This window comes from Staphylococcus sp. GDB20D11A (genome assembly GCF_016893255.1).
Classification (GTDB): Bacteria; Bacillota; Bacilli; order Staphylococcales; family Staphylococcaceae; genus Staphylococcus; species Staphylococcus aureus.
The window spans coordinates 19,069-44,698 of record NZ_JAFEPJ010000007.1 but is presented as its reverse complement, the minus strand read 5'-3'; the positions used below and the strand labels follow the sequence as shown (position 1 = coordinate 44,698).

Sequence of the window (25,630 nt, the reverse complement as noted above, 5' to 3'; positions counted from 1 at the left end):
TTTCTCATACAATTTACTATAAAATTAAGCATACCCGATATCAGTGTTAATAAGATCGTTGATACTAGACAGTTAATTTCATAGAACGAAATCAAATAACACACTACTTTCTGCATTTTAAATTATGTTTAAGAATAAAAATTATGTTTATATAAATATATATACTACTTTGAAAAGGTGTGAGCTTAATGACAACTTTTAGTGAAAAAGAAAAAATTCAATTACTAGCAGATATTGTTGAACTACAAACTGAAAATAATAATGAAATAGACGTTTGTAATTATTTAAAAGATTTATTCGACAAGTACGATATTAAATCTGAAATTTTGAAAGTTAATGAACACCGCGCCAATATCGTTGCAGAAATCGGTAACGGCTCACCTATACTCGCATTGAGTGGTCATATGGATGTTGTTGATGCAGGAAATCAAGATAATTGGACTTATCCCCCTTTTCAACTCACAGAAAAAGATGGCAAATTATATGGTCGAGGCACAACAGATATGAAAGGCGGTCTGATGGCTTTGGTCATCACACTCATTGAATTAAAAGAACAAAATCAATTGCCTCAAGGAACGATAAGATTACTAGCTACTGCTGGCGAAGAGAAAGAACAAGAAGGTGCCAAATTATTGGCTGATAAAGGCTATTTAGACGATGTAGATGGCTTAATTATTGCTGAACCAACTGGATCTGGAATTTATTATGCACATAAAGGGTCTATGTCATGTAAAGTAACTGCAACTGGTAAAGCTGTCCATAGCTCAGTTCCATTTATTGGTGACAATGCAATTGATACACTGCTTGAATTTTATAATCAATTTAAAGAAAAATATTCAGAGCTTAAAAAACATGATACTAAACATGAATTAGATGTTGCACCCATGTTCAAATCATTGATAGGAAAAGAAATTTCTGAAGAGGATGCAAATTATGCATCTGGTCTTACAGCTGTATGTTCGATTATAAATGGCGGCAAACAATTTAACTCTGTACCAGATGAAGCTTCACTTGAATTTAACGTAAGACCAGTTCCTGAGTATGATAACGACTTTATAGAATCGTTTTTCCAAAATATCATTAATAATGTGAATAGCAATAAGCTTTCACTCGATATTCCAAGCAATCACCGACCTGTAACAAGCGATAAAAATAGCAAATTAATTACTACGATTAAAGATGTAGCTTCTAGTTTTGTAGACAAAGACGATATATTTGTTTCGGCGCTTGTAGGTGCAACAGATGCCTCTAGTTTCTTAGGTGATAATAAGGACAATGTTGATTTAGCCATTTTTGGACCAGGTAATCCATTAATGGCACATCAAATCGATGAATATATTGAAAAAGATATGTATCTGAAATATATTGATATTTTTAAAGAGGCTTCCATTCAATATTTAAAAGAAAAATAAGAACGATGCTGTCAGCTTCCTTATTCGCGTGCTGGCAGTTTTTTATTTCGAATTTTAAGTTGATAGAAATAGCGATGAATATTGTTTGAATGTAAATATTCAAATATCAACAAGCACATTTTCATTGATTAAGTGATGTAAAACTAAAATTATGGTGGTGATTTGTCATACATGTATAGACTAATGGTCATAAAGAAAGACGCCTTCCAATAGTTTAGTCGACTAATGGAAAACGTCTCATAATAAAATATATTTTCGTGTATTCTAATATTTTCGTGTTATGAATCATAATCGTCCAAAACCTAACTTTTTAGTTAATAAAAACTAGAAAATGAGATTATATTATTCCTACCATGCCATCATATTCTGTTAGTCATTTAAAGGTTTAATTTTTTATTAAATTTAAATATACACAACTTCTTATATAGTAAATTTTCACCTAATAATTGAACTATTTGATTCACATAGCCTATAAATCCACAAATATAGTTATGTTATTAACTAGGTTTTGGTTTATATAATGCTAAATATGCACCCATACATGCTAATATAATCCCGACTACTAAATTTATACTTAAATGAGTTTCTCCCATAATAACACTTGCTATACCACCAATTGCAGGAAACATAGCAACCATGTAACCACTTTCAGCTGCTCCAATATTATTAATTAATTTCAGATAGAAAAACCAGGCTAAAAATGAAGCTAGAATAGATAAATATAATAAACTAAACCAAAAATTTAATTCTAATGGAAATGAATACCTATATCCATTGAAACTAGTATAAATAAGTAAAAATATCACTGCTGATAACATACCAATTGTATTTGACAAAACAGGATGAACTTTACTTTCACTGTTATATAAAGATAAAACATCACCAATTGACGTTATAATTGTACCTAAAAGAGCAAATGCTACACCAATTATAAATTCATTTGTTAAGCTGTTTAAATCAGGATATAAGATTACAACTACACTTACAACTCCTAGTCCTCCCCCTATATATATTCTGTTAGAAATTTTCCTCTTGAATACCATACTAATAAATATAGGTGTTAATATGGCTTTCATTGAAAAAATCAATGTAACTATAGCAGCTGAACTATAGAAAGTACCGTAATAAAGAAGCAAATAACTTATAGTAAAGTTACATAGTCCAAAACCAATTATCGTAAACCAATTTGTATTATTTAATTTCAGTTTTTTAAAAATAAATATGAACATTACACCGAATAGCGAAAAAGCAATTAAAGATCTATACAATAAAGCAACTTCTAAAGGCAAACTATCTCCTTGTATCTTTACCGCTATAAAGTTTAATCCCCATATAAACATGCAAAACAGGTACATTAAATAATTCATAATTACACACTTCTCCTAATGTTCAAAAAATCAAAAACATAAACAATTGAAGAAACCAATAAATCCATTTGTTCTTTTGTGTGATTTGGCGTTACATTAATTCTAAATCTTTCAGTACCAATTTCTACAGTAGGTGAATTAATTGCTTGAACATAAATATTAAATTTATCTAGAAGTAACTTTGCTGCTTCCTCACATTTTTTTGAATCTCCAATTATAACTGGGAGTATATGTGTCTTACTTTGTTTCAAAACTTCAATACCATTTTCTTTGAATTTTTCTTTTAAGTATTTCGTTTTATCTTGCAATTCTTCTCTTAATTTATCATTACTTCTGACTATTTTTATACTAGTTAAACAACCCGCAGCAATAACCGGAGGTAATGCAGTAGTAAATATAAAACCTGAAGAATATGATCTGATTACATCTATGAGTAATTGATCTCCGGTTATATATCCTCCTATTATTCCGATTCCTTTTGCCATTGTAGATTGTATGATGTCTATATCTTCCTGAACACCAACAACATCAGAGTATCCTCTTCCTTCTTCACCATACATGCCAATTGCATGTACTTCATCTAAAAAAGTTAAAGAATTATATTCTTTTGCTAATTCGACTATCTCTACTATTGGTGCAATGTCTCCATCCATTGAATATACATACTCAAATACTATTAACTTTGGTATATTAATATCATATTGATTCAGTAATTCATTTAAATGTTTAACATTATTATGTTCAAAAATTTCAATCTTATTTTTAACACTTCGCAAAGCATTTATTATAGACGCATGATTTTTAGAATCAGAAAATACAATCATTTCTGGGAATATTCTTAATAAACCTTGCAAAGACGCATCATTTGAAGAGTATCCTGTTGGAAAAACTAAAGCTGAGTCCTTTTTATGCCATTTTGCTATCTCATTTTCTAATAGTTTAAAATATTTATGGCTTCCACCAATATTCCTTGAACCACCTGCCCCTGCACCATATTCTTTTAAAGCATCACTCATTACATTTATTACTTCTTGATTTTGAGACATACCTAAATAATCGTTACTACAAAACACAACAACCTCTTTACCATCTTCCCCTTTGGCTAATGGATATTTGTTTGCAATCCTGTTAATCTCAGTAAATATTCTATAGCTTCCTTTTTCTTTTAATTCAGCAATTTTGTCAAAAAATAAAGTTTTATACATTTTTATATCCTTTTTTTACCAAATTTTATGTTAAAAATATTACCAATGATAAACAGATTCACCCCTTTTTTATATTTATTTCATTATAAAACAAAATAAATCTTCAATCAATTGAAAATTAGCAATTTTCAGTTTTTTAATAAACTGGATTTTCTAATACTTTAAGAATCAATTAATATAATAATCTATAATTGGGCTTATTTGAAAATTTTATTATGTCATATGAGTTTAAATTTGAAAAGTCTTCTCAAATATCTTATGAATATTTTGTTGGTACAAATAATATGTGATGCAATATTATTAATTATTATTTAATAGAATAAAAAATACAAAACTGAAACTATAGCGTTGATTTGTCATACATATATTGCATTGTCTGTTGAAATTGGGAATCCAATTTCTCTTTGTTGAGGCCCCACCCCAACTTACATTGTTTGTAGAATTTCTTTTCGAAATTCTCTGTGTTGGGGCCCCACCCCAACTTGCATTGTCTGTTGAATTTCTTTTCGAAATTCTCTGTGTTGGGGCCCCACCCCAACTTGCATTGTCTGTTGAATTTCTTTTCGAAATTCCCTGTGTTGGGGCCCCTGACTTGAATTGAAAAGTAATACACATCAGTAACATTTCTATTTTCATTTATGATATTATCTAATTATTAATTTATAATATAAAGGAGTATGCAATTAAAATGAACAAAGTCCACAAACCTTTATATTTTTATTTAATGCTATTCTTCTCTACAACTATCATAGGTGCTCTTTTATTATATTTACCTTTCACTGGTAAAAAGCCAATATCTTTTTTAGATGCCCTATTTATAGCTTCAAGTGCATTTACAGTTACTGGCCTATCCCCAGTTGATATAGGATCATAGTTTAATATACTTGGTGAAATAGTAATACTATTATTAATTCAAATAGGTGGTCTGGGTATCGTGACCGTAACCCTATTGACACTAGTATTTTTAAATAGAAAGATATCAATGAAAAATAGGTTCTTGATTATGGTTACATGGAATATTGACGAACCTGGTGGTGTTATTAAGCTAATTAAACACTTGGCTATTTATAGTTTAGTCACTGAATTAATTGGTATGATTTGTTTGTGTTTATCTTTTATACCAAAATTTGGTATAGGCAAAGGTTTATTTTTAAGCTTATTCACATCAGTATCAGCTTTTAATAATGCTGGATTTGCCCTTTTTAAGAATAACTTAATAGATTATTCTAGTGATCCAATTGTCATTATTACAATCTCAATACTCATAATATTTGGAGGTATTGGACATTTTGTCGTAATAGACTTTATTAATTGTAAAAAATTGAGTAAATTATCTTTACATTCTAAATTAGTCTTAACTACAACTAGTATCCTAATAATTATAGGAGCAATTACATTCTTTTTATTAGAACAGTTTAATACTATGCAAAATATGGGACTAGTTGAAAAAATCGGAAATTCTTTTTTCCAATCAGTAACAACACGAACAGCGGGTTTTAACAGTATAGATATAGCAAGCATTAACAAATCTACCGCCTTAATGTTAATGCTACTTATGTTTATAGGTGGTGCCCCTCTCAGTGCATCTGGAGGAATTAAAATAACTACTTTTGCAGTAGCGTTTATATTTGTTCTAAATTATATACGTAAAGAAAATAATGTTTCAGTATTCAATAAAGAAATATCTGACAAACATATAAAACTATCTATTGTTACCATTAATATCTCATTTCTATTTATCAGTATCATTACTTTTATATTATCGATAATTAATCCGAACATATCATTAATCAAGTTATTATTCGAAGTGGTTTCTGCATTTGGAACAGTCGGGTTAAGTATGAACCTTACCACAGAATATCATGGTATTACTAAAATAATTATTATATTCGTTATGCTTTGCGGTAAAGTAGGACTATTAACTTTATTAAGAACATTTATACCACCAAAAAGTCCTAAAAATTACCGCTACACTAAAGGACAAATTTATCTATAAAATAACTATCCATCTTTAACAAGAAATGAACTAGTGTTTTAATCTATTACATTTAAAAAACTACCTAAACAGGTAGTTTTTTTATTTATTTTAGGCCGATTAAATGTCTTATGTCTTTAATTAAGTAAAATGCACAAGTACACCTTTAAAAAGATCTACTCAAAACTAAACTATACAATGATTTAAATATTTAAAACTTATTTTTTACTACGTCAACCTCAATTGTTGAAAAGATGAATGGAAATGATAATTTAATAATGTATACTTTTGATTGTTTAAACATGTACATTTTCTAAAATTCTAGAGATAATTTTATTGCTGTGAACAACAATGAAATTATCTTCAGTCATAAATACGGATTTTGAAGTTACTACTCTTTCATATTTACAAAAATTAATAATTGTTATGATGAACTTAAACATGAAAATAAGCAAAAGTGAAATAGCTAGACACATGGGTGTTGATATAAGAGCAGTTGATAAATATTCAAATGTCTTTGATCTTTATTTTATAAATTCTTCCATAAAAATAACCACACTCCTAAATCAATAGGTGGGTGTGGTTTTGTGCTTTATATTTTAAGAATAGCCATCTTCAAATTATTTTCACTTGTATGATCTTTGATTTCTGTAAATCCAAATTTTCTATAAAATTCTCTTAATCTATCTACATCTTCATACTCTATCCAAATATATGAACCGCCAAATATGTTCGCACCTTCTAAAACTTTCTCATATGCTAAAGTTAACAAATCGTTTCCATTTATGGATTTTGTAGCCAATGCTTCTTCAGAATAATTTTTTCCTATTTGAGCAATTAAGTATCCTTGTATGATTAAATTGTCATTTTCACTGTGAGTTTCACCCTTTTGATATAACTTCTTCTTTAACGTGTTTGATATTTTATCTAACATACGTTTTGTAAAAACTAAGGGTTTATTGCTAATTGTAAAATAGCCAACTAGTATTTGTTTGCTTTTGAATTGTGAAAAAACTAAATGAGTTCTAGACAGGTTTTGCCTATCAAATGCTATAGACTTATTTTTCAAAAATAAATCAACATCGTGCGCTGATTCACTTCCTGAAATTGATATTGTCTCAAATGAATTTAGTATATTTAAAACTGAAGGTATCTTTCGCTTAACCTCTTGCTTATCACCTGTTAACAATTCTGAAAGTGATATTACTTTTACAGTCAATTACTTCGATAGTCCTTCAATAGATTTTCAATCTCACAAGTTGATTTTATTTTAGTCGCTTTTATGTTTGTTTTGTTCACATTACTTTTATTTTCGTTAATCTCCATTGCATCTATTAGTTTTTGCGCTGATTTTTTTGTGAATTTATAATCTGTAGTAATACTTATTGTAGCCATACTACTCACTTCCTTATTTTACTTCATTTGACAACCAAGTATACATTGTATATGTTGTCTTCTTGTTTACAATGTATCATGAAAGCATCTTTTCAACAATAGATTCAATAAATTTTTTTAGTGTATATGATTTTACACTTAAACCAATTTGTTTCTTAGCATAAAAACACCCATACTGTAACTAGTGTGGGTGTTTTCAAAATGCAGACAGCTTCTTACTACAATACGCAAGTGAGTCCTCTGCAAAGCCTAATTGATTACCGGAAATCTAATTACATTACAACATACTAGAAGAAACTCCTTATATACTCAAAGTTTATACTAAACTTCTCTATATAATCTATATAATTTTAAAATTGAAAAAGCCCCCCATTATGAATCTCAATAACACATCAGCACACAATAAAGACGCCTCCCTTAAGTTTAGTCAACTAATGGAAGGCGTCTTAAATTAAAATATTTTCATACGCTCTAATATTTATTTGGAACGAATCATACTCGTCTATCATGGAATGTTCTAGTTAGTCAAAACTAGAAACTGTTTTACATCATTCCTGGCATGCCACCCATGTTAGGTTGGTCATTATTTTTTTCTGGAATTGATGCTACAACCGCTTCAGTCGTTAAGAACATTGCTGCAACACTTGCAGCATGTTGTAATGCTGAGCGTGTTACTTTAGTTGGATCAACGATACCTGCTTCTAACATATTAACCCACTCGTTTGTAGCAGCGTTAAAACCAACACCCGGCTCTGCGTTTTTCAAACGTTCTACAATAACAGAACCTTCTAATCCTGCATTTTCAGCAATTTGGCGAACTGGTGCAGTTAATGCTTTAAGTACAATATTCACACCTGTTTCAATGTCGCCTTCAGCTTTAATTTCACTTACTTTTTGGTAAACATTTACTAGTGCAGTACCACCACCTGCAACAATACCTTCTTCAACTGCTGCACGTGTAGAATTTAATGCATCTTCAATACGTAATTTACGTTCTTTAAGTTCTGTTTCACTTGCTGCACCTACCTTGATAACTGCAACACCACCTGCTAATTTAGCTAAGCGCTCTTGTAATTTTTCACGATCAAAGTCAGATTCAGTTTCTTCAATTTGAGATTTCAATTGGCTTACACGTGCATCAATGCTGTTTTCGTCACCGTCACCATCAACAACAGTTGTATTATCTTTAGTTACTTCTACTTTACTTGCAGTACCTAACATATCTATTGATGCATCTTTTAAATCTAAGCCTAAATCATCAGTAATCACTTGCGCTCCAGTTAAAATAGCTAAATCTTCAAGCATCGCTTTTCTACGATCACCAAAACCAGGTGCTTTTACTGCAACAGCTGTAAATGTGCCACGCATACGGTTAAGCACGATATTTGTTAATGCATCGCCTTCAACTTCATCAGCTACAATTAAGATTGGACGATTAGATTGAACCACTTGTTCTAGTAAAGGTAAGATATCTTGGAGTGATGAGATTTTCTTATCTGTCACTAAAATGTATGGGCGTTCTAATTCAGCAACCATTTTATCTGAATCAGTAACCATATACGGTGATTGATAACCACGATCAAATTGCATACCTTCAACCACTTCAAGTTCAGTGTTCAAGCCATTTGATTCTTCAATTGTAATTACACCATCATTGCCAACTTTTTCCATAGCTTCAGAAATATAACGCCCAATTTCTTCATCTGCTGCAGAAATCGCACCTACTTGCGCAATTTCATTTTTATTTTCAACTTTTTGAGAATTTTCATGTAACGCTTCAACAGCAACTTTAACTGCTTTATCGATACCTTGTCGTAAACCGACTGGGTTCGCACCGCTTGTAACATTTTTCAAGCCTTCTTGAATCATTGCTTGAGCTAACACTGTTGCAGTTGTCGTACCGTCACCAGCAATTTCATTTGTCTTATTTGCGACTTCTTGAACTAGTTTAGCCCCCATATTTTCATATGGATCTTCTAATTCGATTTCTTTAGCAATCGTTACACCATCGTTCGTAATTAAAGGTGCTGTAAACTCTTTATCTAATACAACATTACGTCCTTTAGGACCAATCGTTACTTTAACTGCATTTGCTAATTGGTCTACACCACGTAACATTGCTTGACGTGCATCTTCAGAGAATTTCAATTGTTTAACCATAAATGATAAACCTCCATTTGTTTAGTCATATTTCATTTTCGTTCTTTACAATTTATCTATGAATTTAGTTTTATATTATTCAATTACCGCTAAAATATCTTCTTCATTTAATACTAGATATGTTTCATTATCTCGTTTAACTTCTGTACCAGCATATTGTTGGAACACGACACGGTCCCCTTCTTTCACTTCAGGAGTCACTCTTGTACCATCATTTAATAGGCGTCCTGTTCCTACTGCAACGATAACGCCTTCGTTTGATTTTTCTTTAGCACTATCAGTTAAAACAATACCACTTTTAGTTGTTTGTTCTTGTTCTTTTTTCTCAATAATCACACGATTTCCAATTGGTTTTAGCATGATTGTTCCTCCTTAAAAAACCTAAAGTTTAGCACTTAACTTTATAGAGTGCTAACATACATTTATAATAATCAAATTTGGTCAAAATTTCAAGTCATAACCTTTCAATTAAGTTTTGTAACTTCAAGTTATTTAAGATAAAATAAGTTATAAATAAATATGTGGAGGGAAATTATGACAAGACTATGGGCATCATTGCTAACTGTTATTATATATTTATTATCGCAATTTTTACCGCTTCTCATTGTAAAAAAATTACCATTTGTACAATATAGTGGCATAGAACTGACTAAAGCAGTCATTTACATACAACTTGTTCTATTTTTAATCGCCGCCACGACGATTATTTTAATTAATTTAAAAATTAAAAATCCAACAAAATTAGAATTAGAAGTTAAAGAACCTAAAAAATATATCATTCCATGGGCATTGCTTGGATTTGCACTGGTAATGATTTATCAAATGGTAGTTAGTATTGTATATACTCAAATTTTTGGCACACAACAAACAAGTCCAAATACTGAGCGTTTAATCATTATTGCACGAAAGATTCCATTGTTTATCTTTTTCGTATCAATCGTTGGTCCTCTATTAGAAGAATATGTATTTAGAAAAGTAATCTTTGGCGAATTATTTAATGCAATTAAAGGTAACCGTATCGTCGCATTTGCTATTGCAACGACTGTAAGCTCATTAATCTTTGCATTAGCGCATAATGACTATAAATTTATTCCTATTTACTTTGGTATGGGCGTCATTTTTTCATTAGCATATGTATGGACGAAACGACTTGCTGTTCCAATTATTATTCATATGTTACAAAATGGATTTGTCGTTATATTCCAATTACTTAATCCTGAAGCTTTGAAAAAAGCCACGGAACAAGCGAATTTTATATATCACATTTTTATTCCATAATATAAAAAACGAATCAGACACGGATTATCGTCGCTGTGATTCGTTTTTATTTTTCTTTTTATTTCGCTTTACAAATAAGAATAGCATGATTGAAAATACCACCATCATAGAACATACAATTGCTAGCCAACTTTTACTATACGCAGTTGACGCACTTTTCTTATTATCTTCTTGTTTTTTAACTACTGTAAAATCGTCTTTTTCATGCGGCTCAAATGAACGTTGTTTTGAATCCGGCTTATCTTCGGGCTTTTTCAAATCTGGCATTGATCCAATTTCACCAGTAATTAATGCGAGTACTTGTTCATCTAAATTACGATAGTACCTTTCTGATTTCAATGGATTGAAATATTGGAATCTAAAGTAATTCGATTGCTGTTGTAATCCATTTAAATATGCATTTCCGCTGAAGTTTTGTTTGCGGATGATATTGTAGATGTCTTCATCAGTAACTTCTCCATAATCTTTACCCAATTGATTAATTTGATTTAAAATATACGGATTATACTTGTATGCACCATTCGCTAAGGCTAAAAATCGTTGGGATACAAAATCATTACCAGTAGGATTTTGTGAGTTTCCTTGATTTCCATTTGGTTGCCATTGACCTTGATTAGATCCATCTGAAGCATTTGGGTTCCATGTACCCCCATTTTTCGAGCCACCAGAATGATTGGAATCCCCAGGTTGATTGGGATCTGGTGACGGGTTAGGATTTGGCTTATTAGGGTCTGGTTTTGGATTCGGATTCGGATTTGGCTTTGGTTTATCTGGGTCTGGTTTTGGATCTGGTTTTGGCTTTGGTTTATCTGGATCTGGTTTTGGATTCGGTTTTGGTTTCGGGTTATCTGGATCTGGTTTTGGATCCGGTTTTGGTTTCGGGTTATCTGGGTCTGGCTTTGGTTCCGGACCTGGGTTTGGGTTATTTGGGTCAGGTTTTGAATCTGGACTTGGGTTTTGGTTGTTTGAGTCTGGCTTCACATTATTCGAATTAGGATTAGCATCACGACTATTCGAACCTGTTCCTTCATTACCCGTTTGATTTGATTCGTGAGGTGTCCCAGTCTCATTATTATTCATTTCACTATTTACTGATGGTGAAGTTATATTATGATTCAAATTAGTAGTTGGCTTTTCTCCATTTAAGTTATCCTTTGCTTCAACTGTGTGCGTTGCAAGCCCTAAACTACTACTACTTAAAATTAAAATACTTGTTGAAAGTAACATTTTCTTAAACCAATGATATGACATTTCACGAGACACCTCCCTTTTTCATGTAAGTATTAATCTAAGTATAATAAATATGCGTTGAAAATGCATTTATATTTGGAATTTGAAAATGAATATTAATATTCTTGAAATTTTCGTAAATATTACTTTACAAGTTGTAGTATAAATTTTATACTTAGTCTATTAAGTATTCTTTACTAAAGAAGGAGCAATAATTATGGGTTTATTTAAAAAAGATAAAAAAGCAATGACTTTTGACAATGCAATGGAAGAAAGACGTTCAATATATAATTTGAAAGATTCGATATCAATTAGCGATGACGAATTAGAATCAATGATTGCACATGCAGTTAAACATGTTCCTTCATCTTTCAATTCTCAATCAACTAGAATTGTTCTCTTATTAAATGACAACAATAATAAATTTTGGGATAACACAAAAGCAATTTTAAAAGAAGTCATGGGAGAGAATCGTGATTTCGAGCCAACTGAACAAAAAATCGATAACTTTAAACATTCATACGGTACAATTCTATTTTATGAAGACCAAGATGTTGTAAGTGGCCTACAAGAACAAATGCCAAATTACTATGATAACTTTGCAATATGGTCAACTCAAACAAATGCCATGCATCAATTTGCAATTTGGACTGCATTAGCTACTAAAGGCATAGGTGCTTCATTACAACACTATAATCCACTTGTTGATGAGATAACTTCAAATGAATTTAATATTCCTAAAAGTTGGAAACTTATTGCTCAAATGCCATTTGGTGATATTCGTGAAGCTGCTGGCGAAAAAACATTTAATCCAGTGGAAGATCGCTTCGTAATAAAAAAATAATCAATATATTGTGGGGAATGGGACAGAAATGATAAAGAATCATTAGTTATTCATTATGTGTACTTAAGAATAGGAATACATGAGTAAAACTCATGTATAAGAAATACTAATTTCTAAAGAAAAAGTATTTCTTTACGTTAGAGCCCACCCCAACTTGCATTGTCTGTAGAAATTGGTGTTCCAATTTCTCTATGTTAGGGCCCCATCAACTACTGTCAATATAACATTGTAGAGCCTAGAACTTTGATTTTATGTCCTGGGCTCGTTTTTTGCGTTTCAACATAACTTTTAGTAAGTTATATATAAGATCTATCAAGGATGTGATGTTATGAAAGTCCAAATTTATCAATTACCGATTATTTTTGGAGATAGTTCTAAAAATGAAACTCAAATAACGCAATGGTTCGAAAAAAATATGAATGATGAAGTAGATGTAGTCGTTTTACCTGAAATGTGGAATAATGGCTATGATTTAGAGCATTTAAATGAAAAAGCAGATAATAATCTAGGACAAAGTTTTTCATTTATTAAACATTTAGCTGAAAAATATAAAGTCGATATCGTAGCTGGGTCAGTTTCTAACATTAGAAACAATCAAATATTTAATACAGCTTTTAGTGTGAATAAAAGTGGCCAGCTGATTAATGAATACGACAAAGTTCATTTAGTTCCTATGTTAAGAGAGCATGAATTTTTAACCGCTGGCGAAAACGTAGCTGAACCCTTTCAATTGTCTGACGGTACTTATGTGACCCAACTTATCTGTTATGATTTACGTTTTCCAGAATTATTAAGATATCCTGCTCGTAGTGGTGCTAAAATTGCATTTTATGTGGCGCAATGGCCTATGTCACGACTTCAACATTGGCATTCATTACTAAAGGCACGTGCAATTGAAAATAATATGTTTGTCATTGGAACTAATAGCACTGGATTCGATGGTAACACAGAATATGCTGGTCATTCGATAGTTATAAATCCAAATGGAGATTTAGTTGGAGAATTAAATGAATCCGCAGATATTTTGACTGTAGATTTAAACTTAAATGAAGTAGAACAGCAACGCGAAAATATACCTGTGTTTAAAAGTATTAAATTAGATTTGTATAAATAAGAAGCGCCCGAAATAATAATTAACACATGTCATGACTAAACATAGATTTATGAGAGATTTTTCATAAGTCTATGTTTATTTTTTTATAATAGATAACTCAGTAAGAACCAATTTCGCCCTTAGCAAATGAATGATTTTCTTAATTATATTGATTATTTTTTGACCTTTTCCAACATTAGACTTATTCATAAATTTTAACGGTGGATCTCATAATGAGGATTAACTCTTCCCTTCTTTATTACAATAAAAAAGGCCGCGAGCTTGGGAGGGGCTCACGACCATACTTATTATTAAGGGAATGTTTTACAGTTATTTTTTCAATCTATTTTTGGGGATGTTATTAATTATGAAAAAAATTTTATTTATCAAATAATGATAAATCGATGTTGTTTACGATAGCTTACATGCTAGAAATAATTATCTGTAATGATAATTAAGAAAAATACATAGCACTGAGTCCAAGGAAACTAACTCTACTAGCAAATGTTACTCACTTGCTAATTTTACATGGTTATTAAGTTGGGATGGCTTAATAACTCATACTTTTAGTACTATACGAAGATAACAAATTTACAATGAAAGTAATTAATTATTCATCTTATTTTTTAGTGAATTTGTTCACTGTGTCGATAATCCATTTTACTAAGTCACTGATTGTTGAAATGATATCTTGTGCCATTGAAATCACTCCTTCCTTAATTAAGATAAAAAATTCTTAAAATTAAACAACTCATCAACTATTTTCCATCACATCTCTGTGATCTATTTATATTAAAACATGCTAAAAGCATTTATTTTCCATTTTTTCTTAACTAGTCGTTTTTTATTCTTAACTGTAAATTTTTTTATGTTAAAATATTAAATACAAATTACATTTAACAGTTAAGTATTTATTTCCTACAGTTAGGCAATATAATGATAAAAGATTGTACTAAATCGTATAATGACAGTGAGGAGAGTGGTGTAAAATTGAATTATTTTGATAATAAAATTGACCAGTTTGCCACGTATCTTCAAAAGAGAAATAACTTAGATCATATTCAATTTTTGCAAGTACGATTAGGGATGCAGGTCTTAGCTAAAAATATAGGTAAATTAATTGTTATGTATACTCTTGCCTATATTTTAAACATTTTTCTATTTACGTTAATTACGAATTTAACATTTTACTTAATAAGAAGACATGCACATGGTGCACATGCACCTTCTTCCTTTTGGTGCTATGTGGAAAGTATTTTATTATTTATACTCTTACCTTTAGTAATAGTAAATTTTCATATTAATCCATTAATTATGATTATTTTAACAGTTATTTCTTTAGGTGTAATCTCAGTATATGCTCCTGCAGCAACTAAAAAGAAGCCCATTCCTGTGCGACTTATTAAACGAAAAAAATATTATGCGATTATTGTTAGTTCAACCTTTTTCATTATCACACTTATCATCAAAGAGCCATTTGCCCAATTCATTCAATTAGGCATCATAATAGAAGCTATTACATTATTACCTATTTTCTTTATTAAGGAGGACTTAAAATGAATACATTATTTAACTTATTTTTTGATTTTATTACTGGGATTTTAAAAAACATTGGTAACATCGCAGCTTATAGTACTTGTGACTTCATAATGGATGAAGTTGAAGTACCAAAAGAATTAACACAATTACACGAATAATTTAAATAGAGAGTGTGATAGTAGGTGGAAACATTAAATAGTTATAATTTTGTTTTATTCGTAGTAACTCAAATGATATTAATGTTTACAATACCCGCTTTAATAAGTGGAATCAAATATAGTAAACTTGATTATTTTTTTATTATAGTAATTACGTCATTATCGTTATTTTTATATAAAATGTTTGATAGCGCATCCCTAATAATATTAACTTCATTCATAATTATATTGTATTTCGTCAAAATCAAATGGTATTCTATTTTGTTGATTATGGCTTCGCAAATTATTTTGTACTGTGCTAACTACATGTATATAGTAATTTATGCATATGTTACCAAAATTTCTGATAGTATATTAGTAATATTTCCAAGCTTTCTTGCTATTTATGTTACAATCAGCTTGCTATTTTCTTATATAATAAATAGAGTTCTCAAAAAGATTAGCACATCATATCTAATACTAAACAAAGGTTTTTTAATAGTTATTTCAACCATTCTACTGCTTACTTTTTCATTGTTTTTCTTTTATTCTCAAATAAACTCGGATGAAGCTAAAGTAATAAGGCAGTATTCTTTTATTTTTATTGGAATCACTATATTTTTAAGTATATTAACATTTGTTATTTCACAATTTCTCCTTAAAGAGATGAAATACAAACGAAATCAAGAAGAAATTGAGACCTATTACGAATACACATTAAAGATTGAAGCAATTAATAATGAAATGCGCAAGTTCCGACATGATTATGTCAATATCTTAACGACACTTTCAGAATACATTCGAGAAGATGACATGCCTGGTCTACGTGACTATTTCAATAAAAATATAGTGCCAATGAAAGATAACTTACAAATGAACGCTATTAAGTTAAATGGTATTGAGAATCTTAAAGTACGTGAAATTAAAGGCTTAATCACTGCTAAAATTTTACGTGCACAAGAAATGAGTATACCGATTAGTATTGAAATACCAGATGAAGTAACTCACATTAATTTGAATATGATTGATTTAAGTCGCAGTATTGGTATTATTCTTGATAACGCAATAGAGGCATCAACTGAAATTGATGATCCTATCATTCGAGTTGCATTTATTGAAAGCGAAAATTCAGTAACGTTTATTGTTATGAATAAATGTGCAGATGATATACCACGTATTCATGAATTGTTCCAAGAAAGTTTTTCTACTAAAGGTGAAGGTCGTGGTTTAGGTCTATCAACTTTAAAAGAAATTGCTGATAATGCAGACAATGTCTTATTAGATACAATTATCGAGAATGGTTTCTTTATTCAAAAGGTTGAAATTATTAACAACTAGCCATAAGGATGTGAATGTATGAAAATTTTCATTTGCGAAGACGATCCAAAACAAAGAGAAAACATGGTTACCATTATTAAAAATTATATAATGATAGAAGAAAAGCCTATGGAAATTGCCCTCGCAACTGATAATCCTTATGAGGTGCTTGAGCAAGCTAAAAATATGAATGACATAGGCTGTTACTTTTTAGATATTCAACTTTCAACTGATATTAATGGTATCAAATTAGGCAGTGAAATTCGTAAGCATGACCCCGTTGGTAACATTATATTTGTTACGAGTCACAGTGAACTTACCTATTTAACTTTTGTCTACAAAGTTGCAGCGATGGATTTTATTTTTAAAGATGATCCAGCTGAATTAAGAACTCGAATTATAGACTGTTTAGAAACTGCACATACACGCTTACAATTGTTGTCTAAAGATAATAGCGTTGAAACGATTGAATTAAAACGTGGCAGTAATTCAGTGTATGTTCAATATGATGATATTATGTTTTTGAATCATCAACAAAATCTCACAGACTCATTGCCCATTTAGATAACCGTCAAATTGAATTTTATGGTAATTTAAAAGAACTGAGTCAATTAGATGATCGTTTCTTTAGATGTCATAATAGCTTTGTCGTCAATCGCCATAATATTGAATCTATAGATTCGAAAGAGCGAATTGTCTATTTTAAAAATAAAGAACACTGCTATGCATCGGTGAGAAACGTTAAAAAAATATAATAAGATAATAAAGTCAGTTAACGGCGTATTCAATTGTAAATCTTGTTGGATTTTAACAAGATAACTAGCAAATGCACTGTATAGCTGGCTTTTTAATTTTAATAACAAAATTAAATATGACGCGTGAATTAAAAAATGATGTAACGTTTCTTTGTATACCTATTCCTATTACTACATAATTTATCAATTTCTATTTCACTCTACAATCCTATGGCGCAATTTTTAACAAAATGTACTAAATTTGAAATCGACAGTTTCCTTAAATAAAATGCTACAATTTCCTACCCCGTGAATCTTATTTTGTTTAAAAAAACAGTGTAGCACAAGATTCAACTTGTTTCCTACACTGTTTTATAAATGAATTATTTAAAATGCTTGTTCAACCTCTTGTAATGTTGGCAAACTATTAATAGCACCATACTTCGTTGTCACTATTGCAGCAACGCGATTGCTAAACGCTAAAATTTCCTCACCTTCATTTTCAAATAACTGTGTTAAATTTAACACATCGGTTGCTAAAATCCTGCTAATAACTGCACCAATAAAGGCATCCCCTGCCCCAGTTGTATCAACAGGTTTTACCTTATAGCCACTATGATAATGATTAATACCATTTTTCAAATATACGGCAGCACCATCTGCTCCCTTCGTATAAATGACTACAGTAACATTACCTGTAAATAATGATTGAATGGCTTCATTTTCATCATGAATACCTGTAATAAATTCTAATTCTTCATCTGAAACTTTTACAATATGCGCCAATGGCAAAAAGGTATGAATAGTTTTTCTTAAATCTTCAGCGTTATCCCATAATGGCAATCTAACATTAGGATCAAATACGACAGTACCATTTGCATTTAATGTTTTGGTAATCAATTGATAATGTGCATTTCTCATCGGACTATCGACCAAATCAACAGAACAAAAATGTACTACATCGTTTTCATTCACATCAATATCATTCACAAAACTTGGTTCAAATAACATATCAGCAGAGGGCTTACGATAAAAAGAAAAATCTCGCTCACCCGCTTCAGTCAAACTCACAAAAGCTAACGCAGTGTTTGCTTCATTAGTGCGATACACTTTTGATACATCTACACCAATACTTGATATCGTTTCAATAATGCTATCTCCAAATGCATCATTACCTAATTGTGTAATCATATACGCTTGTTGTCCTAACTTTTGAACTGTACAAGCTACATTACAAGGTGCGCCACCAATTTGCTTCGTAAATGTTTGAACATCTTTTAAATTCGCATTTGTAATATTTGGAATAAAATCAATTAACGCTTCTCCTATTGAAAATAGACGTCTCATTTATGTTCATCCTTTAAATCGTATTTAGTAAATTGTAAATATACTTGCCCTGATTCTGTCGATGTTTTAATACCTAGTGCGTCTTCTGTCGGGAAAATTCGAGATGTCAAAACACGTTCCCCATCATTACAGAAAATTTCTATACTAGATGTATCAACAAAAATTTGTAATTGCTTTAATGGCGTGTCTAATATCGTACTACGCGTCGTACCTTCAACATTTGTAGGCAATAAACCACTGTCGCTGCGATCTAATGTTATTTTATTTTCACGCTTGTTATAAGCGATTAATGTTGAAGAAGTCTTAGACGTACGTAATTCAAAGTACACTTCGGTAGCATCATTATCCAAAATATCTATGATTAATTCATACTGTTTACCTTCATACGGATGTAATTTTCGAGTAAATTTATTTGCGTAGCCTAATGCTGTCTCTTTATTGTGACGTAATTTTTCCAACGCTGGATATGGACGTTGCTTAAGTTGACCATTTTCTACATTTAATACACGAGGAATTGTTAAGCAATGGGCCCATCCTTCTTTATCAGTAGGATATTCTATTTCCGGTAACCCCATCCATCCAATTAGTACTCGTCGGCCTTTTTCATCTAAAAATGTTTGAGGTGCATAGAAATCAAAGCCATTATCAAGCTCGACAAAATTTTCATGTTCATAAGTTAACTTTTCAATATCAAACTTTCCAAGTATATAACCACTTTGATAAATATTTTTGAACTGATTGCCTTTTGGTTCAATACCTTGTGGACAAATAAGTATGACATCTTGATTATCTACATTAAAGTAATCTGGGCATTCCCACATATATCCAAAATCATCTAACTCTGGATTTATTTCACCTAAATAATGCCAATTAATTATATCTTCAGTATTATAAAGTAATAATCGACCTTGCTGATCATTATTTTGTGCGCCAATGATTGCATAATATTTCTCACCATATTTAAAAACTTTAGGATCTCTAAAATGACTCGTATATCCTTCTGGTTGCTGGCTAATTACTGGCTTTGGAAACTTTTCAACTGAACCGTCTTCTTTCAATCGTGCGATCATCTGACTCGCATGTCGTTGCCAATGATTATCTCGATGATTTCCTGTGTACATATAATATAAATGCCCGTTATATTCAAAAGCGCTACCGCTATAAACACCATGGCTGTCATATTTAGTATCTGGATTTAATATTGGCCCTTCAGCTTTAAAGTTTATTAAGTCATCACTCGTGTAGTTATACCAATACTTTAAACCATGTACTGCGCCTAATGGGAACCATTGATGTGAAACATAATACTTCCCTTTATAAAAAATAAGTCCGTTGGGATCATTTAATAAACCTGTTTCTGGTTGTATATGAAATTGTTGACGAAATTTTGATTGATCAACTTGTTGTTTTAATGTTTTAAAATACTCAGTATCAACATCCTCGATTCGTTGATAACGTTCTTCTCTAGTCCATTCGGTCATAATATTTACCCAGTCCTCCTTTTATAATTTATGCTGTTAACAATTTATATTCTATTATAGCAAATTTTACCTATGTTCTTTAACTTTTAACCTATCCATTTATACTTATATGGTATCGGTTCCACATTTATTTTAAAAAATACAGCGTCTAAATATTAACATCTACTGTGACGCTATATGGCATATCTTGCTTTTTAAGCATCTGTTGTATCTCTTCCATCGCGCATTGGCCAGCTTCAAAATAATTATAATGAATTGTTTTTATCGATGGAGACACTAATTGTGTCATTGGGTCACCACCAAAACCATATATTTGATGTGGTTTCATAACATCTTTTTTATCAGAATAATATTTATAGGCAGCTAATGCAATCGTATCAGTTGCTCCAACAACCGCATCTACTTGCTCCACATTTTCCAAAACATTTGCAACATCTTTTTGTGCTTCCACATAAGTAAAATTTGTTTCATGTATATTAGGTTTAATTTGGTATTTGGCTAACTGGTCAAGTAAACCACGTTTTCTATGTATACCAACTGCAATATCTTTTTCACTCACACTAAACACTTCAATTTGTTGATATCCCTGTTGACCAATCCATTCACCTATAATTTGACCTGCTTTATAATCATCATGCACAATACTATGAAGTTGTTCATGTTGTTGACCAACAATAACGATTGGTACATTCATTTTATTAATGACTTCTATATGTCTCTCTGTTATGTCTGTAGCCATTAAAACAATACCATCTACTTTACTGCGTGCTAATGTTTCAAGCGCTTGTATTTCTGCTTCGATATTTAATCCTGTGTAATTCAAAATTAATTGTGATTCATATTTTTGGCATTGTTTTGCCAATCCTTTGATTGTTTCATCTACTGCATATGAATTCATTCTAGGTATAATGGCACCAATAAGGTGTGTTTGTCTCGCTCTTAAACTTTGAGCAAATTGATTCGGTTGATAGTCATGTTCTGCTATAATTTTTGTTAATTTTTCACTTGTTTTTTTACTGACAGATCCATTATTTAAAAATCTAGATACTGTACTTTTTGAAACGCCTGCCAATTTGGCAATATCAGATATATTTTTCATACTTATTCACCTATCATTATTTGTGACACTTAGCCTTATTTTAGCATATGTGTAACCGCTTTAAATAATATTTCTGCTTCTTTCATAAAAAGATTTCAAAATAAAACTTTTGTATAACAAAATGTCCCAACATCAACCTTTAGTTAAATGTCAGGACAATGAATATTCTATGTATATATTTTAATATCGAATATGTTTATTGAATCTATTTAGCTCACCTTCAAAGTAAGCATGTTCACCGTGAACAATCTTGTCTAATCCTATATTCGTTTCTTGTTCCGTAACAGATAATGGTGTAATTGATTTAATTACTTTCGCAATAATAAACGTCATGACGATACTAAAAATTACAACTGCTGTTACACATAATATTTGTACAAGTATAATATGTATGTCACCAGTATAAATAAAGCCATTCTCAATTTCAGGATTTGCCTTTTTACTTTGGAAAAAAGCTGTTAATACTGCACCAATAATACCACCAACACCATGAATACCAAATGCATCTAATGCATCATGATATTTTAGCTTTACCTTGATGTAATTAATAACGATATAGCAACAGATACCGCCGATCATTGCCATGATTGTTGCACTTAGATATGTCACGTATCCTGCTGCAGGTGTAATGACAACTAAACCAGCTAATGCACCTAGTAATAATCCTAGTAAACTTGTAGTCTTTTTAAAAATATATTCTAGAATTAACCAACCTATAGCACCTGCACTGGCTGAAATGACAGTATTTGTAAATGCAAGCATCGCAATATTATCAAATGTAAAAGCACTACCTACATTAAATCCATACCAACCAATCCACACAAATATACCGCCAATCAACGTAATGATAAGATTATGTGGTGTTGATTCAGAATATTTGTTCCCTTTTCCAATCATAATAGCTAATACTAAACCAGAAACACCTGATGTAATATGAACAACAGTACCTCCAGCGAAATCTAATACACCGAGTTTGTTAATCCAACCGCCGCCCCAAACCCAATGTGCTACTGGACTGTATACAAGAGCAGTCCATATTACTACGAATAATAAATAAGGAATAAACTTCATTTTCTCAGCGATTGAACCAGATAAAATAGAAATTGCAATCGTACAAAACATCATTTGAAATAACATAAACAAAGCGAAAGGAATATGTGGACTAATATCTTCCTGAGTCGCAAAACCTACATGATTAAGAAAAGTATATTCCCAATTTCCGAACCATAAATTCCCATTCCCAAAACTAATTGTAAAACCAACTGTTATCCATACAAATGTAACAAGCACAATTGCTGCCATACTTTGCATGACAGTATTTAGCGCATTTTTAGATTGAACTAACCCACCATAAAATAAACTTAATCCTGGTGTCATTAGCCAAACTAATAATGTACACAAAAACATAAATATCGTATCGTTAAGATTCATACTTACCACTCCTTTGTTTTCATAATAATCTGACAATTTATAAAAAGCAAAAATGCGTAAAGTTTTATTACATCTTTTGGAATAAAATGTATCACGCTATATAAAATTAATTTCGTGAACTAAAACCAAAAAAGACTACTTACTCGCTTTTAAAGTAGCGGAAGTAGCCATAGAATCTAATATCTATTTTATTATTAAAATGATAACGTTAAACTTTTTGAATTGTAATCGTCCATGAAGCATTATCAATTTGTTCATAGTTTGTTACAGGATATCCATTTTCTGCAGCCCAATTTGGAATAGCTTCCGTCGCTTGTGTACAGTCAAAATCAATTTTTAATTCATCTCCAGATTGCAATGTTGCCATTTTCTTTTGCGCTTCAATTAACGGAAATGGACATACCATTCCTACTGTACCTAATTCGTGTATCATAATTATTTCTCCTTTTCCAATCACTTTTATTTGATCAACATCATTTGCATAATAATCTTCTATACTATTTGCGTTTGCTGTTGGACCTTTGCAGATTGTTGTTGTACTTTTTTCATTGGACGAACAAAGATAAAATGACTCATTGTCCATACCCCAACTATCATCGATGCTAGCGCAATCCATCCTTGCCAAGTCATCGTTGCCGTTTCAACCAAACCGTTACCGATAGAACAACCACCAGCAACTGACGCACCAAATCCCATACATATGCCACCAATAGCACTGTTTCGTATTGTAATCTTGTCTGGCAATCGCCATTTAAATTCTCTTGATCCTCTAGCTGCAATATATGAACCAATGAAAATTCCTAGAACTAAAAAGACACCCCAATCAATAAATTTAGTTTCACCTGTAATCAAAAAGTGTACTAAATTTGCTGATGGCGTTGTTATACCTAAACCGTCATTTCTTCCAGTTGATGCACTCATTGGCCAAGCTAAGAGTGCGATAAGTCCAATTGCAATTGCAGCAATAAATGGATGGTATCGTTTTTCGAAAAGGTAATATCTAATACCTGTATAACGTTGCTTTAGTTTTGGAACAGCAACTCGAACTTTCTTATTATTGAGTGTTCTTACAACTAGAAAAATGGTGATTATAGTTAATATAACGACTAATCCCCAAAACGGAATGCCAGTTGTTTGAGACATATCACTATTTATATTCGTTGGTTGATTAATTTTATCCATTACTGGCTTTAAAATCCCTGTTTTAGTGATTGCTGCAGTAACAGCATATAATACTAATGCAATCCAACTACCAATTAGCCCTTCACCAGCGCGATACCAAGTACCTGTTGCACACCCTCCAGCCAATACTATTCCAATTCCAAAAATAAAAGAACCTATAACTGTTCCCAATATTGGAAAACTATGTGCAGGAATTTGTAAAATACCTGTTGCCGTCAAAATCAATAATCCTATACTTTGAATAGTAATAGCGATTAATAATGCATAGAACATCTTATTATTCTTTTGCACATACATATCTCGAAAGCCACCTGTTAAACAAAATCTTGTTCTTTGCATCACAAAACCTAAGAGTCCCCCGACAATTAAGCCACTAAAAATCATCCACATCGTCCTAACCCCCTAATTTCCGATAAGTTTAGCATGTATTATAGGCGATGATTTTCTTGTTTTCAACCTCATACACAATATTTTTGATATTTATATTATGTTCATATAAGAAATGCGATTAATTACGATTCATCATTATATCTCTACGTGTTAATTTATTAACCTATACTATATTTATCAACACAACAGTTTTCCCTTTCATTTTCAAACACAACAGAAAAAGCCTGAGACATACTTAGTCCCAGACTGTTCTATAATTAATTAAAGATATAACAAGGTTAATCATTCAAAGCTAACATCACATTTATTCACTGTAATTTTTCATAAAGAATAATAACGACTGTAATTCTATACCTAAGTCAATTTGATGTACTTGCACATCTGAAGGCGTATTAATTCTACCAGGAGTGAAGTTTAAAATACCTTTCACACCAGCTTGGACGAGTTCATCTGCAACTTTCTGTGCAACTATTTCTGGTGTAGTTAGAATCACAACATCTATTTCTTCCTTCTTCAATGTTGTTATTAATTCATCGTTATCTTTTACAATAACGTTCCCTATTTTCTGGCCAATAACATCTTCTTTTACGTCAAACGCTTCTGTAATCGTCATATCGTCATGTATTGAAAAGTTATATGTGAGCAAAGCTTTCCCTAGGTTCCCAACTCCGACAATTGCGATTTTGATCATGTCACTCTCGCTTAGTTCAGATTTAAAGAAATCCAATAAACTATCTATATTATATCCGTACCCTTTTTTACCTAATTCGCCAAAATATGAAAAGTCACGACGAATTGTTGCCGAGTCAATTTGTAACGCATCGCTAATCGCTTTTGAATTTACACGATCTATACCTTTAGATTTTAATGAACTGACAAATCTATAATATAACGGCAAACGTTTTAAAGTTGCTCGAGGAATTTTAACTTGGTCACTCATTCGCTATTTCCTCCTTCGTGTTTGAATGAATTATATCTATGTATTCAAACGAGTTAGAGCGTAATTGTTAGATT

General features: G+C 31.1%; 23 protein-coding genes and 2 pseudogenes. 10 read left to right on the top strand and 15 right to left on the bottom strand.

The window, feature by feature from the left end; all coding sequences use genetic code 11:
- The first annotated feature begins 188 nt into the window (after positions 1-188).
- Complete coding sequence (locus JV528_RS05340; RefSeq protein WP_000206631.1) at positions 189-1,412, top strand: ArgE/DapE family deacylase; 1,224 nt, start codon at positions 189-191, stop codon at positions 1,410-1,412.
- 497 nt (positions 1,413-1,909) lie between these two features.
- Here the strand turns inward: JV528_RS05340 and JV528_RS05335 are convergent, their stop codons facing one another.
- The gene (locus tag JV528_RS05335; protein ID WP_069994070.1) at positions 1,910-2,779 is read right to left on the bottom strand and encodes a DMT family transporter; all 870 of its coding nucleotides are present in this window, start codon (positions 2,777-2,779) and stop codon (positions 1,910-1,912) included.
- A gap of 2 nt (positions 2,780-2,781) precedes the next feature.
- A complete protein-coding gene (hemA, locus tag JV528_RS05330) occupies positions 2,782-3,984 on the bottom strand; it encodes a 5-aminolevulinate synthase (protein ID WP_204177545.1) in 1,203 nt (400 codons plus the stop codon).
- 688 nt (positions 3,985-4,672) lie between these two features.
- Between hemA and JV528_RS05325 the strand changes: the two are divergent.
- A pseudogene (locus tag JV528_RS05325) lies at positions 4,673-5,980 on the top strand (TrkH family potassium uptake protein).
- A 571-nt stretch (positions 5,981-6,551) separates the two neighbouring features.
- Here the strand turns inward: JV528_RS05325 and JV528_RS05320 are convergent.
- The 4 genes from JV528_RS05320 to groES form a co-directional block, all read right to left on the bottom strand.
- Positions 6,552-7,178: a hypothetical protein gene (locus JV528_RS05320; protein ID WP_204177546.1), complete on the bottom strand. Its 627-nt coding sequence runs from the start codon at positions 7,176-7,178 to the stop codon at positions 6,552-6,554.
- Positions 7,175-7,354 (bottom strand): hypothetical protein, encoded by a 180-nt coding sequence (locus JV528_RS05315; RefSeq protein WP_000201394.1) that lies wholly within the window; start codon positions 7,352-7,354, stop codon positions 7,175-7,177. Before JV528_RS05315 ends, JV528_RS05320 begins: the two co-directional genes overlap by 4 nt.
- Positions 7,355-7,897: 543 nt before the next feature.
- Positions 7,898-9,514, bottom strand: a complete 1,617-nt coding sequence (gene groL / locus JV528_RS05310; RefSeq protein ID WP_204177547.1) for a chaperonin GroEL — start codon at positions 9,512-9,514, stop codon at positions 7,898-7,900.
- A 75-nt stretch (positions 9,515-9,589) separates the two neighbouring features.
- Positions 9,590-9,874, bottom strand: coding sequence for a co-chaperone GroES (gene groES, locus JV528_RS05305; protein ID WP_000917289.1), 285 nt, complete (start codon positions 9,872-9,874; stop codon positions 9,590-9,592).
- Between the two features lie 174 nt (positions 9,875-10,048).
- Between groES and mroQ the strand changes: the two genes are divergently transcribed.
- The gene (gene mroQ, locus JV528_RS05300; protein WP_000197646.1) at positions 10,049-10,792 is read left to right on the top strand and encodes a CPBP family intramembrane glutamic endopeptidase MroQ; all 744 of its coding nucleotides are present in this window, start codon (positions 10,049-10,051) and stop codon (positions 10,790-10,792) included.
- A gap of 24 nt (positions 10,793-10,816) precedes the next feature.
- Here mroQ and JV528_RS05295 read toward each other — a convergent pair whose 3' ends face one another.
- The gene (locus JV528_RS05295; protein ID WP_000120315.1) at positions 10,817-12,043 is read right to left on the bottom strand and encodes an SdrH family protein; all 1,227 of its coding nucleotides are present in this window, start codon (positions 12,041-12,043) and stop codon (positions 10,817-10,819) included.
- Between the two features lie 196 nt (positions 12,044-12,239).
- On the opposite strand from JV528_RS05295, the gene JV528_RS05290 reads away from it, so the two are divergent.
- A complete protein-coding gene (locus JV528_RS05290) occupies positions 12,240-12,866 on the top strand; it encodes a nitroreductase family protein (protein ID WP_000522380.1) in 627 nt (208 codons plus the stop codon).
- A gap of 328 nt (positions 12,867-13,194) precedes the next feature.
- Positions 13,195-13,980, top strand: a complete 786-nt coding sequence (locus JV528_RS05285; protein WP_000867953.1) for a carbon-nitrogen family hydrolase — start codon at positions 13,195-13,197, stop codon at positions 13,978-13,980.
- A gap of 598 nt (positions 13,981-14,578) precedes the next feature.
- Here JV528_RS05285 and hld read toward each other — a convergent pair.
- Positions 14,579-14,659: a delta-hemolysin gene (hld, locus tag JV528_RS05280; RefSeq protein ID WP_000046023.1), complete on the bottom strand. Its 81-nt coding sequence runs from the start codon at positions 14,657-14,659 to the stop codon at positions 14,579-14,581.
- Between the two features lie 290 nt (positions 14,660-14,949).
- Between hld and agrB the strand changes: the two genes are divergently transcribed.
- The 5 genes and pseudogenes from agrB (at position 14,950) to JV528_RS05255 (ending at position 17,886) form a co-directional block, all read left to right on the top strand.
- Positions 14,950-15,519: an accessory gene regulator AgrB gene (gene agrB, locus JV528_RS05275; RefSeq protein ID WP_001105714.1), complete on the top strand. Its 570-nt coding sequence runs from the start codon at positions 14,950-14,952 to the stop codon at positions 15,517-15,519.
- Positions 15,516-15,656 carry a cyclic lactone autoinducer peptide AIP-I precursor gene (agrD, locus tag JV528_RS05270; RefSeq protein ID WP_001093929.1) on the top strand — a complete coding sequence of 47 codons (141 nt, stop codon included), beginning with the start codon at positions 15,516-15,518 and terminating at the stop codon, positions 15,654-15,656. The genes agrB and agrD overlap by 4 nt, the downstream gene beginning before the upstream one ends.
- A 24-nt stretch (positions 15,657-15,680) precedes the next feature.
- Positions 15,681-16,973 carry a quorum-sensing sensor histidine kinase AgrC gene (agrC, locus tag JV528_RS05265; RefSeq protein WP_031844950.1) on the top strand — a complete coding sequence of 431 codons (1,293 nt, stop codon included), beginning with the start codon at positions 15,681-15,683 and terminating at the stop codon, positions 16,971-16,973.
- A gap of 18 nt (positions 16,974-16,991) precedes the next feature.
- A pseudogene (gene agrA / locus JV528_RS05260) lies at positions 16,992-17,707 on the top strand (quorum-sensing response regulator AgrA).
- Positions 17,708-17,778: 71 nt separating this feature from the next.
- Positions 17,779-17,886 carry a hypothetical protein gene (locus JV528_RS05255; RefSeq protein WP_041204320.1) on the top strand — a complete coding sequence of 36 codons (108 nt, stop codon included), beginning with the start codon at positions 17,779-17,781 and terminating at the stop codon, positions 17,884-17,886.
- A gap of 187 nt (positions 17,887-18,073) precedes the next feature.
- Here JV528_RS05255 and JV528_RS05250 read toward each other — a convergent pair whose 3' ends face one another.
- The 7 genes from JV528_RS05250 to JV528_RS05220 all read right to left on the bottom strand — a co-directional run bounded on the left by JV528_RS05250 (position 18,074) and on the right by JV528_RS05220 (position 25,556).
- A complete protein-coding gene (locus tag JV528_RS05250; protein WP_001253306.1) occupies positions 18,074-19,033 on the bottom strand; it encodes a carbohydrate kinase family protein in 960 nt (319 codons plus the stop codon).
- The gene (locus JV528_RS05245) at positions 19,030-20,514 is read right to left on the bottom strand and encodes a sucrose-6-phosphate hydrolase (RefSeq protein ID WP_204177548.1); all 1,485 of its coding nucleotides are present in this window, start codon (positions 20,512-20,514) and stop codon (positions 19,030-19,032) included. The genes JV528_RS05250 and JV528_RS05245 overlap by 4 nt, the downstream gene beginning before the upstream one ends.
- Before the next feature lie 148 nt (positions 20,515-20,662).
- A complete protein-coding gene (locus JV528_RS05240; protein ID WP_000790321.1) occupies positions 20,663-21,613 on the bottom strand; it encodes a LacI family DNA-binding transcriptional regulator in 951 nt (316 codons plus the stop codon).
- A gap of 180 nt (positions 21,614-21,793) precedes the next feature.
- Positions 21,794-23,044 carry an ammonium transporter gene (locus tag JV528_RS05235; RefSeq protein ID WP_204177549.1) on the bottom strand — a complete coding sequence of 417 codons (1,251 nt, stop codon included), beginning with the start codon at positions 23,042-23,044 and terminating at the stop codon, positions 21,794-21,796.
- Between the two features lie 208 nt (positions 23,045-23,252).
- Entirely contained in the window at positions 23,253-23,477 is a 225-nt protein-coding gene (locus JV528_RS05230) for a sulfurtransferase TusA family protein (RefSeq protein WP_000581077.1), read from the bottom strand.
- Between the two features lie 59 nt (positions 23,478-23,536).
- Entirely contained in the window at positions 23,537-24,616 is a 1,080-nt protein-coding gene (locus JV528_RS05225; protein WP_000266892.1) for a YeeE/YedE family protein, read from the bottom strand.
- A gap of 304 nt (positions 24,617-24,920) precedes the next feature.
- A complete protein-coding gene (locus tag JV528_RS05220) occupies positions 24,921-25,556 on the bottom strand; it encodes a redox-sensing transcriptional repressor Rex (protein WP_001283611.1) in 636 nt (211 codons plus the stop codon).
- Positions 25,557-25,630: the final 74 nt, after the last annotated feature.

Bases quoted from the DNA above. Each gene is read 5' to 3' on its own strand.
- JV528_RS05340 (WP_000206631.1), top strand. From the start codon at position 189: ATGACAACTTTTAGTGAAAAAGAAAAAATTCAATTACTAGCAGATATT.
- JV528_RS05335 (WP_069994070.1), bottom strand. From the start codon at position 2,779: ATGAATTATTTAATGTACCTGTTTTGCATGTTTATATGGGGATTAAAC.
- hemA (WP_204177545.1), bottom strand. From the start codon at position 3,984: ATGTATAAAACTTTATTTTTTGACAAAATTGCTGAATTAAAAGAAAAA.
- JV528_RS05315 (WP_000201394.1), bottom strand. From the start codon at position 7,354: ATGGCTACAATAAGTATTACTACAGATTATAAATTCACAAAAAAATCA.
- groL (WP_204177547.1), bottom strand. From the start codon at position 9,514: ATGGTTAAACAATTGAAATTCTCTGAAGATGCACGTCAAGCAATGTTA.
- groES (WP_000917289.1), bottom strand. From the start codon at position 9,874: ATGCTAAAACCAATTGGAAATCGTGTGATTATTGAGAAAAAAGAACAA.
- mroQ (WP_000197646.1), top strand. From the start codon at position 10,049: ATGACAAGACTATGGGCATCATTGCTAACTGTTATTATATATTTATTA.
- JV528_RS05295 (WP_000120315.1), bottom strand. From the start codon at position 12,043: ATGTCATATCATTGGTTTAAGAAAATGTTACTTTCAACAAGTATTTTA.
- JV528_RS05290 (WP_000522380.1), top strand. From the start codon at position 12,240: ATGGGTTTATTTAAAAAAGATAAAAAAGCAATGACTTTTGACAATGCA.
- JV528_RS05285 (WP_000867953.1), top strand. From the start codon at position 13,195: ATGAAAGTCCAAATTTATCAATTACCGATTATTTTTGGAGATAGTTCT.
- hld (WP_000046023.1), bottom strand. From the start codon at position 14,659: ATGGCACAAGATATCATTTCAACAATCAGTGACTTAGTAAAATGGATT.
- agrD (WP_001093929.1), top strand. From the start codon at position 15,516: ATGAATACATTATTTAACTTATTTTTTGATTTTATTACTGGGATTTTA.
- JV528_RS05255 (WP_041204320.1), top strand. From the start codon at position 17,779: ATGCACTGTATAGCTGGCTTTTTAATTTTAATAACAAAATTAAATATG.
- JV528_RS05250 (WP_001253306.1), bottom strand. From the start codon at position 19,033: ATGAGACGTCTATTTTCAATAGGAGAAGCGTTAATTGATTTTATTCCA.
- JV528_RS05245 (WP_204177548.1), bottom strand. From the start codon at position 20,514: ATGACCGAATGGACTAGAGAAGAACGTTATCAACGAATCGAGGATGTT.
- JV528_RS05240 (WP_000790321.1), bottom strand. From the start codon at position 21,613: ATGAAAAATATATCTGATATTGCCAAATTGGCAGGCGTTTCAAAAAGT.
- JV528_RS05235 (WP_204177549.1), bottom strand. From the start codon at position 23,044: ATGAATCTTAACGATACGATATTTATGTTTTTGTGTACATTATTAGTT.
- JV528_RS05230 (WP_000581077.1), bottom strand. From the start codon at position 23,477: ATGATACACGAATTAGGTACAGTAGGAATGGTATGTCCATTTCCGTTA.
- JV528_RS05225 (WP_000266892.1), bottom strand. From the start codon at position 24,616: ATGTGGATGATTTTTAGTGGCTTAATTGTCGGGGGACTCTTAGGTTTT.
- JV528_RS05220 (WP_001283611.1), bottom strand. From the start codon at position 25,556: ATGAGTGACCAAGTTAAAATTCCTCGAGCAACTTTAAAACGTTTGCCG.